Origin of the sequence: Pollutimonas nitritireducens (assembly GCF_002849615.1) — a bacterium.
GTDB lineage: Bacteria > Pseudomonadota > Gammaproteobacteria > Burkholderiales > Burkholderiaceae_B > Pollutimonas > Pollutimonas nitritireducens.
Map to the genome: position 1 here is coordinate 103,277 of NZ_PDNV01000002.1, position 15,011 is coordinate 118,287.

Here is a 15,011-nt window from a genome sequence, read left to right on the forward strand (position 1 = left end):
ATTGCGCCGTAGCGTGCACGCTTAGACGTCCAGCAAGAGGCGCTGTGGATCTTCCAACGCTTCCTTGATAGCCACCAATGCCAAGACCGCTTCGCGTCCGTCGATAATGCGATGATCGTAAGACATGGCCAGGTAGTTCATGGGCCGCACCACGACTTGGCCGTTCTCGACGACCGCGCGGTCCTTCGTGGCATGAATGCCCAGTATGGCCGACTGTGGAGGATTGATGATAGGTGTGGAAAGCATGGAGCCGAAAACGCCGCCATTCGAAATGGAGAACGTGCCCCCGGTGAGCTCTTCAAGAGTCAGCTTGCCGTCACGTGCCCGGTTGCCAAAGTCGGCGATCTGCTTTTCGATGTCGGCAATGGACATTTGATCCGCATTACGCAGAATCGGAACCACCAGACCACGCGGGCTGCCGACCGCAATGCCGATATCGAAGTAGCCGTGATAGATGATGTCTTTTCCGTCCACCGAGGCGTTGACCACCGGATACTTCTTGAGCGCGGCCACAGCCGCCTTGACGAAGAAGGACGTAAAGCCCAACTTGACCCCGTGCTCTTTCTCGAACTGATCTTTGTACTTCTTGCGCAGATCGAGAATACCCTGCATGTTCACTTCATTGAAGGTCGTGAGAATGGCATTGTCGGCTTGCGACTGCAGAAGGCGCTCAGCGACGCGGGCCCGCAAGCGGCTCATGGGCACGCGCTGTTCAGGACGTCCATCAAGCGACATCGTGGCTGGCGTGACCGGCGCGACAGCCTTCCTGGCAGGAGCGTCACCGGCGGCGAGCGCATCGCCCTTGGTAACGCGCCCGCCACGTCCGGTACCTTCCAGCGTAGCGGGATCAACACCCTTTTCAGCAAGTATCTTGTTTGCCGCAGGAGAAGCTGCCGCGGATGCGGACTTTGCGCCGGCGGTGGGAGCCGGGGCGGCCGCCCCAGCGGTAACCGTCGTTGCGGGTTCTGCCGCAGCGGCGGCTGCCGGCGCGGAAGCCTTGCCTTCGCTGTCGATACGAGCCAGGACTTCGCCCGCTGCGACGGTACTACCGTCACCTTTGACGATTTCCTTGAGCACGCCGGACGATGGCGCCGGAACCTCCAGAACCACTTTGTCGGTCTCGACTTCTATCAGGATCTCGTCGGCTTGGACCGCTTCGCCAGGTTGCTTCTTCCAGGTGAGCAGCGTCGCCTCGGTTATCGATTCGGAAAGCTGGGGAACGAGAACATCAGTAATTGCCATGGTATGTATTCCGTTTGAAAATATTCGTTATTTAGTCAGCATGAAGCTTTTGAATTTGGGCGCCAGGGCCTGTTCAAGCAAGTTGCGTTGCTGCTCCTGGTGCTTGGCCAGATAGCCCACGGCCGGAGACGCCGATGCCGCGCGCCCCGCATAGCCCAACCTCTGACCGTCGGCCATGTTCTCGTAAAGATGATGCTGAATATAGAACCAGGGACCTTGGTTTTGAGGTTCGTCCTGAACCCAGACAATTTCCTTAGCGTTGACATATTTTTGCAGCTCGGCCTGGAAAGCCTTGTGCGCGAACGGATACAGCTGCTCAACACGCAATACTGCCACATCGGTACGACCGGCCTCTTTGCGGGCATGGACGATATCGTAATAGACCTTGCCCGAACAGACCAGCACCCGGCTGACCGACGCTGGATCAATGCTGTCGTCCTGCTCGCCGATGACTGGCAAGAACTGGTTGTTGGCCAGGTCTGCCAGGGACGAAGTGGCTTCTTTGTTACGCAGCAAAGATTTCGGAGTAAGGATGATCAACGGCTTGCGGAATGGCCGGATCATCTGGCGACGCAATACATGGAAAATTTGCGCCCCGTTGGTGGGCTGCACAACCTGGATATTGTTGTCGGCGCACAATTGCAGGAAGCGCTCGATACGCGCCGAAGAGTGCTCGGGGCCCTGGCCTTCATAACCGTGCGGCAGCATCAGGGTAAGACCGCACTGGCGGCCCCATTTGGCTTCACCTGATGTGATGAACTGATCAATTACAACCTGGGCGCCGTTGACGAAATCGCCGAACTGGGCTTCCCAGATGGTAAGTGTGTTGGGCTCGGCCGTTGCGTAACCATATTCGAACGCCAGCACGGCTTCTTCCGACAACACGGAGTCGATGACCGTGAACGGTGCCTGGGTTTCGGTCACGTTCTGGAGCGGAATGTAGGTACCGTCGTTCCAGCGCTCGCGCTTCTGGTCGTGTAGCACGGCATGGCGGTGCGTGAACGTACCGCGACCGGAATCCTGGCCGGTGATGCGAATGGCATAGCCGCTGGCAACCAGCGTGGCAAAGGCAAGATGCTCGCCCATGCCCCAGTCGACGTTCTGTTCGCCGCGCGCCATCTTGCGGCGATCATTCAACAGCTTGTTGACCAATGAATGCGGCGTGAAATCTTCCGGCACCGTCGTGAGCTTTTCGCCGATACGGGTTAGCTCGGCGACAGGCACACCGGTGTCGGCCTGGTCAGTCCATTTGGCGCCCAGGAATGGGGACCAGTCAGTGGAATACTTGTTCTTGTAGTCAGTCAGGACTGGTTCGATGGTGCGCTGACCATCTTCCATGAGCTGGCGATAGTCCTTGACCATCTGGTCGACTTCTTCCTCGGTCAGGACGCCCTGCGCCACCAGCTTGTCCGCATACACTTTGCGGGTGCCGGGATGCTTGCCAATGCTCTTGTACATGAGCGGCTGGGTGAGCGAAGGAGTGTCTTGTTCGTTGTGGCCGAGCTTGCGGAAGCAAACGATGTCCACCACGACATCATGATGAAACTGCAGGCGGTAATCGAGCGCCAGCTGGGTCACGTAGACCACTGCTTCGGGATCGTCGCCGTTCACATGGAAGACAGGCGCCTGGATCATCTTGACGACGTCGGTGCAATACAGCGTGGAACGGGTATCGCGCGGATCGGAAGTGGTGAACCCGATCTGGTTGTTAATGACGATATGCAGCGTGCCCCCCGTGCCGTAACCGCGCGTTTGAGCGAGGTTGAGGGTTTCCATGACGACGCCCTGGCCGGCAAAGGCGGCGTCGCCATGAACCAGCACGGGCAGTACCTGGGCGCCTACCTCGTCGCCGCGACGATCCTGGCGGGCACGCACACTGCCTTCGACCACGGGGTTAACAATTTCCAGATGTGAAGGATTGAAAGCCAGCGAAAGATGCAGCGGGCCGCCGCGCGTGGAGAGATCGCTGGAGAAACCGTTGTGATACTTCACGTCGCCGTCGGTCAGGCCTTCGGCGTGCTTGCCTTCGAACTCGGCGAACAGGTCGCCGGGCATCTTGCCCATGATATTGACGAGCATGTTCAGGCGACCCCGGTGGGCCATGCCTACCACGAGTTCCTGCACGCCATTTTCGCCCCCATGCCCGACCACTTCGTCCATGCAGGCGATGAAGCTCTCGCCGCCTTCAAGCGAAAAGCGCTTCTGGCCGACGTACTTGGTATGCAGAAAACGTTCGAGCCCTTCGGCTTCGGTGACCTGCTGCAGAATGTGGCGCTTGCGTTCCGACGAGAACGACGGTACGCCCAGCGTGGACTCAAGACGTTCCTGTATCCAGCGCTTGGCGGCCGGATCGGAGATATGCATGAATTCGGCGCCGACACTGCGACAATAAGTGTCACGCAAAGCCTTGAGCATGTCGCGCATGGTCATGGTGTCGGCTTTGGTGAAGTAGGTGTTGGTGGCCGAATAGACCTGGTCAAGGTCGGCTTCGGTCAGACCATAGAAGCTGGGGTCAAGTTCTGGAATGACCGGGCGATCCTGGCGCTTCAACGGATCGAGCTCGGCAAAACGAGAGCCCAAAGACCGGTATGCGGCAATGATGGACTGAACGTAGACCTGCTTGCCGGCGACCGTCAGGTCGGGCTCCTGGGCGCGTGCAACAAAGGCATTGGATTTGGCGCGCTGAGCAAATGATTCGACAATAGGCGAATGGGCCTGGTCGCGTGTGGCTTCCCGACCGTCAGTGGCAGGCTGATGCTGCAGCTGGTCGAAATAATCGCGCCACTCGTCTGGCACGGACCCCGGATTGTCGAGATAGGATTCGTAAAGATCCTCGACATATGGGGCGTTGCTACCAAACAGGTAAGAATTGGATAAAAGTTCTATTTCCGATGACATAAATGCGCTTCACCTATCCGAGTGTCTCACTCGTTATGATGCAGGGAACAACCTTCCGCGACACGGCCAGACCGGTTAGCGGATAGCGGGGCAGAAGGCAACGTACGACGCCTTGATAAGCCGTATTCCTACTAGTATACCTTCCGGGCAACCGCGGACAACCCAAAGCCAGACAAATGCAAGGCAAATGCAAGGCAAAACCGCCAAAGCGTTGGCATTAACAAACACCCCGGTTCACTTACTCGGCGGGTCGGCACATTTCTTGCGTGTTCCGCGATTGAAATCGGACGGACAATGGATTCACGATGGCACTACACTTGAGGTTTATTTTCTCTCTTCGCGACTCAGGAGTTCCAACACATGGATGCCAATTCCGACCTTGAAAAACTCGCCCTCGACTACCACGCTTATCCGACCCCGGGCAAGATCTCCGTCATGCCCACCAAGCCCCTGGCCAATCAGGATGACTTGTCGCTGGCATACTCGCCGGGCGTCGCATTTGCATGCATGAACATTCATGCCCAGGGCGAAGACGCGGCGGCCAAATACACCTCGCGTTCGAACCTTGTTGGTGTAATCACCAATGGGACCGCCGTATTGGGCCTGGGCAATATCGGCCCGCTGGCCGCAAAGCCAGTCATGGAAGGCAAAGGGTGTCTGTTCCGGAAATTTGCCGGCATCGATGTGTTCGACATCGAACTCGATGAGACCGACCCCGACAAGCTGGTCGACATCATTGCCGCCCTCGAACCCACGCTGGGAGGCGTCAATCTGGAGGACATCAAGGCGCCCGAATGCTTCTATATCGAGAAGAAACTTCGCGAACGCATGAAGATCCCGGTCTTCCACGACGACCAGCACGGTACGGCCATCATCTCTTCGGCCGCCATTATCAATGGGCTGAAGGTCGTCAACAAGAAAATTGCAGAAGTGAAGCTGGTATGCTCGGGCGCCGGCGCCGCCGCCATTGCGTGCCTGAACCTTCTGGTGCACTTGGGCATACAGCGTTCCAATATCTACGTGGTCGATTCGCGCGGCGTCATCTGGACCGGCCGCGACGAAAACATGGAACCCAACAAAGCGCGCTACGCCCAGGAAACCGACGCGCGAACCCTGGCCGACGCCTGCAACGACGCTGACGTATTCCTGGGCTGTTCGGCGCCGGGTGTGCTGACTGCCGACATGGTCAAGACCATGGCCCCCCGTCCGCTAATCCTTGCCTTGGCCAATCCCGAGCCCGAAATCAGGCCGGAAGTGGCCAAGGCCGCGCGCCCGGACTGCATTATTGCGACCGGCCGTTCCGACTATCCCAACCAGGTCAACAACGTATTATGTTTTCCTTTCATCTTCCGGGGCGCGCTGGATGTGGGCGCCACGGTGATCAACGAAGAAATGAAGCTGGCATGCGTCAAGGCCATCGCCGAACTGGCCGAGGCCGAGCAGAACGATGAAGTTGCCATCGCCTACGCCGGCCAGGAATTGGCGTTCGGACCAGATTACATCATACCCAAGCCGTTCGACCCACGCCTTATCGTGAAGATAGCTCCAGCCGTGGCCGAAGCAGCCATGGCGTCGGGCGTCGCCAGGCGGCCTATCGAAGACCTGGAAGCCTATCGGCAAAAGCTGATGAGCCTGGTGTACCACACAGGCCAGCTTATGCGACCGCTCTTCATGCAAGCAAAGAATGCTCCGAAAAGGGTGATCTATGCGGATGGCGAAGACGAACGGGTATTGCGGGCGGCACAAACCGTGGTCGACGAAAAGTTCGCCCATCCCATCCTCGTAGGTCGCCCGGCTGTGATCGAGATGCGCATCAAGAAATTCGGCCTGCGCCTGGAGGCCGGCCGCGATGTAGAAATTGTGAATCCTGAAGACGATGAGCGATTTCACGAGACGTGGTCCGCCTATTACAAATTGATGGGTCGTGATGGCGTCACTCCCGATATCGCGAAGGCCATGGTGCGCAAGCACAATTCATTGATCGCCGTCATGTTGCTTCAGCGCGGCGATGCCGACGCCATGATCTGCGGCGTCGCGAGCCGATTCGACAATCAATTGAAGTATGTCCAGGAAGTCATAGGACTGAAGCCCGGCGCCCAGACATTTGCCGCGATGAACGTTCTGATGCTCCCGACGCAGACACTGTTCATCTGCGATACTCATGTGAACGAAAACCCAAGTGCCGAACAAATCGCCGACATGACCATCCAGGCCGCCGACGAGATCCTGCGTTTCGGCGTCATCCCGAAAGTCGCCCTGCTATCGCATTCCAACTTCGGCAGCAGATCCACCGAATCTTCCCGAAAAATGGCCGAGGCGCGCCGGCTTATCTCCGAGCGGGCGCCCACGCTGGAAGTCGACGGCGAAATGCACGCCGACTCGGCACTTTCGGAAACGATACGCCTGAAGGCCTTCCCCGATTCGACCTTAAAGGGTCCCGCCAACCTGCTGATCATGCCCAATCTGGATACGGGCAACATCACGTACAACATGCTCAAGATGACAGGTAGCAACGGGGTCGCTATGGGGCCGGTATTGTTGGGCGCGGCACGCCCTGTGCATATATTGACGACCAGCTCCACCGTGCGCCGTATCGTGAACATGACAGCCCTTGCCGTCGTCGATGCGCAACAGGAGGCCGGTCAGGTCCAGCTGTAAACAGGCGGCAGGATCGTTCGGTCCTGCCGATATGCCAGATATCAGCTCGCCATAACTGAGGCGCAAAAAAAGACGCCTTGCACAAACCGTGCAAGGCGTCCTTACCGATCCAGTCGGCTACTTGCGGCTGGACGGTATGTCGCGCGGTATAGAGCCCGTGTACAACTGGCGCGGACGGCCGATCTTGTAATCGGGATCGGACAGCATTTCACTCCACTGGGCTATCCAGCCCACCGTACGAGCCAACGCGAAGATGGCGGTGAACAGGGAAGTTGGTATACCGATGGCGCGCTGCACGATACCCGAATAGAAGTCGACGTTCGGGTAGAGCTTGCGTTCCACGAAGTATGGATCTTCCAGCGCGATGCGCTCGAGCTCCATGGCAAGCTTGAACAGTGGATCGTTTTCCAGGCCCAGTGCGGCCAGCACTTCCTTGCAGGTTTCCTGCATGAGCTTGGCGCGCGGATCATAGTTCTTGTAGACGCGGTGACCGAAGCCCATCAGGCGTACGCCCGAGTTCTTGTCCTTGACCTTCTCCATGAACTCACCGACCTTGGCAATGCCGCCATTGGCTTGCAGTTCTTCCAGCATTTGCAAGCATGCCTCGTTGGCGCCACCATGGGCCGGACCCCACAGGCAACCTACGCCTGCGGCGATGGCCGCAAAAGGATTGGTGCCCGACGATCCGCAAAGGCGAACCGTGGAGGTGGAAGCGTTCTGCTCGTGATCGGCGTGGAGTATGAAAATGCGGTCCAGCGCGCGTTCGACAACCTCATTGACCTTGTACTCTTCGCACGGTGTCGCGAACATCATGCGCAGGAAATTGCCTGTGTAAGACAAATCGTTCTGCGGATAGATGAACGGCTGGCCCTGCGAGTACTTGTAGGCCATGGCCACAAGCGTGGGCATCTTGGCGATAAGACGGATGGCCGACACATGCCGATGATGCGGATTGGTGATGTCGGTGGAGTCGTGATAGAAAGCCGATAAGGCACCCACGAGGCCAGTCAACACTGCCATGGGATGCGCATCGCGACGGAAGCCGCGCAGGAAGAAGTGCAGCTGTTCATTGACCATCGTGTGATGGGTGACTAGCGAATCGAACTCGGTCTTTTCCGTTTCGTTGGGCAGGTCGCCGTTCAGGATCAAATAGCAGATATCGAGAAAATTGCAGCTTTCGGCAAGTTGGTCGATGGGGTAGCCACGGTACAAAAGCTGGCCCTTATCGCCGTCGATATAGGTGATGCCCGATTCGCAGGATGCCGTCGACAGAAAGCCGGGATCGTAGGTGAACATGCCAGTTTGGCCATACAGCTTGCGAATATCGATTACATCTGGACCGACTGTACCTTGGTACACCGGAAATTCAATCGGCGCACTACCATCGGAGAACGATAGTGTGGCTTTGTTGTCTGACAATTGCATCACATTTTCCTTAAAATTAAAGCTTCTGCATTTGCGTGACCAGGCGAAGAATATCGGGCGTGGCATATACCCCGTCCAACTTTACGCGGTCCAGCAATACATCAAGCAATTCGTTGTCGTCCATCTCGAACAGCAGGGTCAGGGCAGACACGTCGGAATCGGTCAACTCTGTTTCGTATTGATCTAAAAACCGGGTGATGATCAGGTCATTTTCCAGCAAGCCCCGCCGAGCGCGCCACCTCAGGCGGGCACGCTCCAGTTCTGACAACTTTCTCATCAATGATCCTAAGCTTTATATAGTGCGGCGCACCAGGAGTTCCTTGATCTTGCCAATAGCCGCCGATGGATTCAAACCCTTGGGACAGACGTCGGCACAGTTCATGATCGTGTGGCAACGGAACAGACGATAAGGATCTTCCAGGTTGTCCAGACGCTCGCCCGTGGCTTCATCGCGGCTGTCCACGATAAAGCGGTAAGCCTGCAGCAGGCCGGCAGGACCCACGAATTTGTCGGGATTCCACCAGAACGAGGGGCATGCGGTGGAACAGCAAGCACACAGAATGCATTCGTACAGGCCGTTGAGTTCGTCTCGCGCTTCAGGGGTCTGCAGACGCTCTTTCTCTGGCGGCGGCTGATCATTGATCAGGAAAGGCTTGATCGAATGGTACTGGTTGAAGAAATGGGTCATGTCGACGATGAGGTCACGCACGACGGGCAGACCGGGCAAGGGCTTCAGAACGATGGGTTCTTTGAGTTCGAGCAGGTTGGTGGTACACGCGAGCCCGTTCTTGCCGTTGATGTTCATCGCATCGGAGCCGCATACGCCTTCACGGCACGAACGGCGGATGGCGAGACTGTCGTCCACATCGCTCTTGATGCGAATGATGGCATCGAGCAACATCTTGTCGGTGGGCTGCAGCTCGACTTCGAGCTTTTGCATATAGGGCCGCTCGTCCTTGTCGGGATCGTAGCGATAGATTTCAAACTTGACAGTACGTTTTTGACTCATTTTTGATATCCTGCTTAGAAGGTCCGCGATTTGGGCGGGAAGCTTTCAACGGTAAGCGGTTTCATTTGAACCGGCTTGTAGTCGAGACGGCTGCCTTCCGAGAACCACATTGTATGGCGCAACCAATTCACGTCGTCGCGGTCCGGGTGATCATTCAGCGCGTGCGCTCCACGGCTTTCCGTACGATTGGCGGCCGACTTCGTCGTGGCACGGGCCACCTCGATCATGTTGGTCACCTCGAGCGCTTCGATGCGTGCGGTATTGAACACCTTGGACTTATCTTTGAAATAGAGGCTGTCCACCTGGGGAGCGAGGCTTTCAATGGCATCCACGCCCTTGTTAAGCAGATCGAGCGTGCGGAACACGCCGCAATGATGCTGCATGGCTACACGAATCGCATTGCCGACATCGGACGTTTTCTCGCCATCGGTACGTGTTTCGAGCTTATTGACGCGGTCGAGGGAGAAATCGATGGCGGACTCGGGTATGGATTGGTGCGCGTGCTGGCGTTCGGGATGTGACTCCACGATATGATTGCCGGCAGAGCGTCCGAACACAATCAGGTCCAGCAGGGAATTTGTGCCCAGGCGGTTGGCGCCGTGCACCGATGTGGCGGCGCATTCCCCGATGGCATACAAGCCATTGACGGTTGTAGTCTGGCCATTGGCAACGCTGACGACCTGGCCGTAGATGTTTGTGGGGATACCGCCCATTTGATAATGGATGGTGGGCACCACGGGAATCGGGTCCTTGATGGGATCGACGTTCGCAAATTTGATGGCGATTTCGCGAATGGAGGGCAGGCGTTTCTGGATCGTTTCGGCGCCCAGGTGATCGAGCTTGAGCACCACATAGCTGCCGTCTCCGCAGCCGCGGCCTTCCTTGATTTCCTGGTCCATGGAGCGCGAAACGAAGTCACGCGGGGCCAGGTCTTTCAGCGTGGGAGCATAGCGTTCCATGAAGCGTTCACCGTCTTTATTCAAGAGGATGCCGCCTTCGCCGCGCACGCCTTCGGTGATCAACACGCCAGCGCCAGCAACGCCGGTGGGATGGAACTGCCAGAACTCCATGTCTTGCAAAGGGAAGCCCGCACGTGCCGCCATGCCCAGGCCATCGCCCGTGTTGATGAAGGCGTTGGTGGAAGCGGCCCAGATACGCCCCGCCCCGCCGGTGGCCAGCACCGTCTGCTTGGCTTCCAGCACGTAGATTTCACCGGTTTCCATTTCCAGGGCGGTGACGCCCAGGACATCGCCCGCATCGTTGCGCAAGAGATCGAGCGCCATCCATTCGACGAAGAACTGTGTGCGGGCGGCCACGTTACGCTGATACAGCGTGTGCAGCATGGCATGTCCGGTGCGGTCGGCTGCGGCACAGGCTCGCTGCACGGGCTTCTCGCCGAAATTGGCGGTATGGCCGCCAAAAGGCCGTTGATAGATGGTGCCATCGGGATTACGGTCGAACGGCATGCCGAAGTGTTCGAGTTCGTAGACGGCATTGGGCGCTTCGCGACACATGAATTCGATAGCGTCCTGGTCGCCAAGCCAGTCGGAACCCTTAACGGTATCGTACATATGCCAGTACCAACTATCTTCGCTCATGTTGCCCAGCGAGGCACTGACACCGCCCTGGGCGGCCACGGTATGCGAACGCGTCGGGAACACTTTTGACAGAACCGCGACGGACAAGCCCGCCTGAGCCAGTTGCAAGGAGCAACGCATACCGGCTCCGCCGGCGCCTACGACCACCACATCAAATTGGCGGCGTGGTATGGAATTTTTGACAGCAGCCACGGCTTATAAGCTCCAGAGAATTTTTGCGAAGAAAACGACAGCGCCGACCAACCACAAAATGGTCAAGGTTTGCAGGAACAAGCGCAGGCCTGCCGAGCGGACATAGTCCATCCAGATGTCGCGCACGCCTATCCATGCATGCCAGGCCAGCGACAGGAACGCCAGCGTGGCCAGCAAGGAGCCGACAGGCAGCCCGAACCATGCAAAGGTGAAAAGGTGGCGCCAGTTTTCGAAATTCATTTCCGACGTAAAAATAATTCCGAGAAAAAGCACCAGCGTATAGATGGCCATAATGATGGCCGTTACGCGCTGAACGATGAAATCCATGGTGCCGTAATGAGCACCGACAACGAGGCGTTTCGTGCCAAGACGTTCTTGAGTTGCCATCACCACACCCCAAACAGTTTAAGACCAAAGACGATGGTCAGCGCCAGGCTGACTCCCAGGACGACTCCCGCGGTTTTCTGGGCGGAATGCTTGTCGTTGGCAATATGCAGGTCGAGCACCAGGTAGCGGATGCCGGCACAGAAGTGGTGCAGGTAGCCCCAAATGAGCGCCAGCAGTACCAGCTTGCACAATGGATTGGCCACCCACGACTGGATGCTTGCGTAGCTTTCAGGAGATGTCACGCTGAGCGCGAACAGCGGCAGGATGACCAACGGTAGACAGACGAACAACAATGCGCCGCTGATGCGGTGCAGAATCGACGTTTTTCCTGCCAGCGGCAGGCGATAGCTCATGATCTGCGGAATGCTTAGGTTGCGAAACTGCGGACGTGGCTTTGAAGCTGAATCGGACATGACGGCCTCGAGTTATAACAATTAATTTTGCAAAGAGCTGCGGTATTTTCGCCTATTTGGAGGCTGTCCACCAAATGGCGCAAAAAAAAGTAATCAATTCAAACTGTTCTTGTAATGGAATCGTTCAGTTACATACACTCCCCTGCGCACCTCCATGGGTCGATCCCCATAGGTATAAGACACACGCTCCACTTGCAGCACCGGACTTCCGGCGGCGACCTGGAGCAGTTCCGCCTGGTCATGAGTAGCCGGGACAGCCCGGATTTTTTCTTCAGCCCGCACCATGCTCACGCCGAACTCGGATTCGAAAAGCGCATAGAGGGGACCGCGGTAGCGGCCTAGTGAGTCGGCCGTAAGCCCGCGGAACACGGAACCTGGCAACCAGATGTCATCAAGTATGGTCGGGATTTGGTCGAACGACAGCAATCGCCGGATATTGACCACCATGTCGGCGGTGCGCAGATCGAGCAGCGCCGCGATATCGGCGGGCGCCTTGACCCGGCGGCATTCCAGCACCTGGCTGCCGGAAAGCGACTGCTTTGCATCGTCGGGCGTGAGCCTGAGGAACCTAAACCGGACCTTGGCTTCGTGGTGCGTGGCCACGAAGGTGCCCTTGCCTTGACGTCGGATAAGCAGGTTCTCGGCGGCAAGTTCATCGATGGCTTTGCGCACGGTGCCCTGGCTGACCTGGAAGCGGCCCGCGAGTTCGAGCTCGCTGGGTATGGCCTCGCCGGGCTTCCATTCGCCGCGGTCCAGACTTTGCAGCAACAAGCCCTTGATTTGCTGATACAAGGGGCTGAAGGCCGCGCTGTTTGAAGAGCGACCAGCGTCCGAGGCTTGATCAGTGGGAGGACTAGTGGACATAAGGCAAAGTCAGTTTTTCGTAAGAATTGGCGACGTGTCGAAAACATTCATCGGACACCCGGCATTTTCGCACGCTTGACGCTTTATGTCTAACACTCTTGTGTCTTATATAAGATATAAGACAATTGACGCGTCCATCGTTTTTGGCTAATCTAGCGTGCTACCGTTGCGTGGGCGCCGGCGCTTGCCGGGCCCGCACGCCGTGCGTTTCGTGCCTCGCGTATAGGCACCCGAAAGCACTACACTGTCACAGTCCGTACCCACTCATTCCTACTACCTACGGGAGATTGTTCATGTCCAAACCCGCCATGCGTGTCGCCGTCACCGGCGCTGCCGGCCAAATCGGTTACGCCTTGCTATTCCGTATCGCCTCGGGCGAAATGCTCGGCAAAGACCAGCCCGTCATTCTCCAGCTGCTTGAAATCCCGGATGAAAAAGCCCAGAAGGCGCTCAAGGGCGTCATGATGGAACTCGACGACTGCGCCTTCCCCCTATTGGCAGGCATGAGCGCGCACAGCGACGCCCGTGATGCATTCAAGGATGTCGACGTCGCCCTGCTGGTCGGCGCTCGCCCCCGGGGACCCGGCATGGAACGCAAAGACCTGCTGCACGTCAATGCTCAAATTTTCACGGCTCAAGGCAAGGCACTGAACGACGTCGCCAGCCGTAATGTGAAAGTCCTGGTTGTGGGCAACCCTGCCAATACTAACGCCTATATTGCCATGAAGTCGGCGCCAGATCTTCCCGCCAAGAACTTCACCGCCATGCTGCGCTTGGATCACAATCGCGCACTGTCACAACTCGCCGCCAAGTCCGGCAAGCCGGTCGCGGACATCGAAAAGCTCATCGTCTGGGGCAACCACTCGCCCACCATGTATCCCGATACCCGGTTCGCAACGGTCGGGGGCGAAAGCCTGCAAGGCATCATAAACGACGAAGCCTGGAACCGCGACACATTCATTCCGACCGTAGGAAAACGCGGCGGCGCCATCATTGAAGCACGTGGCCTGTCATCGGCTGCGTCGGCTGCCAATGCGGCCATCGACCATATCCGTGACTGGGTGCTGGGCTCGAATGGCAAGTGGGTCACCATGGGCGTTCCTTCCGACGGATCCTACGGTATCCCGGAAGGCATCATCTACGGCGTACCAGTCACCACGACCAATGGCGAATATACGCGTGTCGAAGGGCTGGAAATCGATACCTTCTCGCGCGAGCGCATGGATTTCACGTTGAGTGAACTGCTCGAAGAGCGTGAAGGCGTGCAGGACCTGTTGAAGTAACAATGCCCGTAAGACGAGGCCGGGTATTCCGTGCCTTGTCTTCGATATGTGCGACATATTCGCAGCTTGTGCGCACGTCGACGGCAACCTATTCTATCAATCCAGGCTCACGCAGCCATTCCCGGAGCTCTCGATGACCCGACCCGCCTCGCCCGGCGCCCTGTTCCGCCAGGCATTAAAAGAAGAACAGCCATTGCAGATCATTGGCGCCATCAACGCCAATCACGCCTTGCTGGCCAAGCGCGCCGGCTATCGGGCCATCTACCTTTCCGGTGGCGGGGTCGCTGCCGGCTCTCTGGGCCTGCCCGATCTGGGCATCAACACACTGGATGACGTCCTGACCGACGTGCGACGCATCACCGATGTATGCGACGTACCCCTCCTGGTCGACATTGACACCGGTTTCGGACCGTCCGCCTTCAACATCGGGCGTACCGTAAAAAGTTTGATCAAGTTTGGCGCGGCCGCCTGCCATATCGAAGACCAGGTGGGTGCGAAACGTTGCGGTCACCGGCCCGGCAAGGAAATCGTCACGACACAGGAAATGGCCGATAGGGTCAAGGCCGCCGTCGACGCGCGTACGGACAGCGATTTCTTCATCATTGCACGGACTGATGCCATTGCCGTCAACGGTGTGGACGCGGCACTGGAACGTGCCGTGGCCTGCGTCGAGGCCGGCGCAGACGCCATTTTCGCCGAAGCTTCCTACGATCTCGCCACTTATGAGCGGTTTTCCAGGGCATTGAACGTACCGGTCCTGGCCAACATCACCGAGTTCGGCCAGACCCCGCTATTCACCGTCGACGAGCTAGCCGGAGCCGGGGTGGGCATGGTGCTGTACCCGCTTTCAGCATTCCGCGCCATGAACAAGGCGGCCGAATCGGTCTACACGGCAATACGCAAGGATGGCCATCAGAAGAATGTCATCGACCTGATGCAAACCCGCGAAGAACTCTACGACCGCATTGGCTATCACGAGTTTGAATCCCGCCTTGACGCACTATTTCAGCAAGGCAAATCGAAATAACCTTCCAGGAGTTGA

The 15,011-nt window shown here is 57.6% G+C and carries 12 protein-coding genes; 3 read left to right on the forward strand and 9 right to left on the reverse strand.

What is annotated here, in order from left to right:
• Positions 1-21: 21 nt before the first annotated feature.
• Positions 22-1,242, reverse strand: coding sequence for a 2-oxoglutarate dehydrogenase complex dihydrolipoyllysine-residue succinyltransferase (odhB, locus tag CR155_RS02910; RefSeq protein WP_102068501.1), 1,221 nt, complete (start codon positions 1,240-1,242; stop codon positions 22-24).
• Between the two features lie 27 nt (positions 1,243-1,269).
• Positions 1,270-4,140, reverse strand: coding sequence for a 2-oxoglutarate dehydrogenase E1 component (locus CR155_RS02915; protein ID WP_102068502.1), 2,871 nt, complete (start codon positions 4,138-4,140; stop codon positions 1,270-1,272).
• A gap of 360 nt (positions 4,141-4,500) precedes the next feature.
• On the opposite strand from CR155_RS02915, the gene CR155_RS02920 reads away from it, so the two are divergent.
• Positions 4,501-6,798, forward strand: coding sequence for an NADP-dependent malic enzyme (locus tag CR155_RS02920; protein ID WP_102068503.1), 2,298 nt, complete (start codon positions 4,501-4,503; stop codon positions 6,796-6,798).
• A gap of 117 nt (positions 6,799-6,915) precedes the next feature.
• On the opposite strand, the gene gltA is transcribed toward CR155_RS02920, so the two are convergent.
• The 7 genes from gltA to CR155_RS02955 form a co-directional block, all read right to left on the reverse strand.
• On the reverse strand, positions 6,916-8,223 hold the full coding sequence (gene gltA, locus CR155_RS02925) for a citrate synthase (protein ID WP_102068504.1): 1,308 nt from the start codon (positions 8,221-8,223) through the stop codon (positions 6,916-6,918).
• Between the two features lie 16 nt (positions 8,224-8,239).
• Positions 8,240-8,500 carry a succinate dehydrogenase assembly factor 2 gene (locus tag CR155_RS02930; RefSeq protein WP_102068505.1) on the reverse strand — a complete coding sequence of 87 codons (261 nt, stop codon included), beginning with the start codon at positions 8,498-8,500 and terminating at the stop codon, positions 8,240-8,242.
• 15 nt (positions 8,501-8,515) lie between these two features.
• The gene (locus tag CR155_RS02935; RefSeq protein ID WP_102068506.1) at positions 8,516-9,232 is read right to left on the reverse strand and encodes a succinate dehydrogenase iron-sulfur subunit; all 717 of its coding nucleotides are present in this window, start codon (positions 9,230-9,232) and stop codon (positions 8,516-8,518) included.
• Between the two features lie 14 nt (positions 9,233-9,246).
• Entirely contained in the window at positions 9,247-11,022 is a 1,776-nt protein-coding gene (gene sdhA / locus CR155_RS02940; RefSeq protein WP_102068507.1) for a succinate dehydrogenase flavoprotein subunit, read from the reverse strand.
• A gap of 3 nt (positions 11,023-11,025) precedes the next feature.
• Entirely contained in the window at positions 11,026-11,409 is a 384-nt protein-coding gene (gene sdhD / locus CR155_RS02945; RefSeq protein ID WP_102068508.1) for a succinate dehydrogenase, hydrophobic membrane anchor protein, read from the reverse strand.
• Entirely contained in the window at positions 11,409-11,822 is a 414-nt protein-coding gene (sdhC, locus tag CR155_RS02950) for a succinate dehydrogenase, cytochrome b556 subunit (RefSeq protein ID WP_102068509.1), read from the reverse strand. The genes sdhD and sdhC overlap by 1 nt, the downstream gene beginning before the upstream one ends.
• Before the next feature lie 93 nt (positions 11,823-11,915).
• Positions 11,916-12,686 (reverse strand): GntR family transcriptional regulator, encoded by a 771-nt coding sequence (locus CR155_RS02955; protein ID WP_102068510.1) that lies wholly within the window; start codon positions 12,684-12,686, stop codon positions 11,916-11,918.
• Between the two features lie 293 nt (positions 12,687-12,979).
• Here CR155_RS02955 and CR155_RS02960 point away from each other — a divergent pair, with 293 nt between their 5' ends.
• Together CR155_RS02960 and prpB are read left to right on the forward strand one after the other, a co-directional pair.
• Positions 12,980-13,969 (forward strand): malate dehydrogenase, encoded by a 990-nt coding sequence (locus CR155_RS02960; RefSeq protein ID WP_102068511.1) that lies wholly within the window; start codon positions 12,980-12,982, stop codon positions 13,967-13,969.
• A gap of 133 nt (positions 13,970-14,102) precedes the next feature.
• The gene (gene prpB, locus CR155_RS02965; protein ID WP_102068512.1) at positions 14,103-14,996 is read left to right on the forward strand and encodes a methylisocitrate lyase; all 894 of its coding nucleotides are present in this window, start codon (positions 14,103-14,105) and stop codon (positions 14,994-14,996) included.
• The last annotated feature ends 15 nt before the right edge of the window (positions 14,997-15,011 follow it).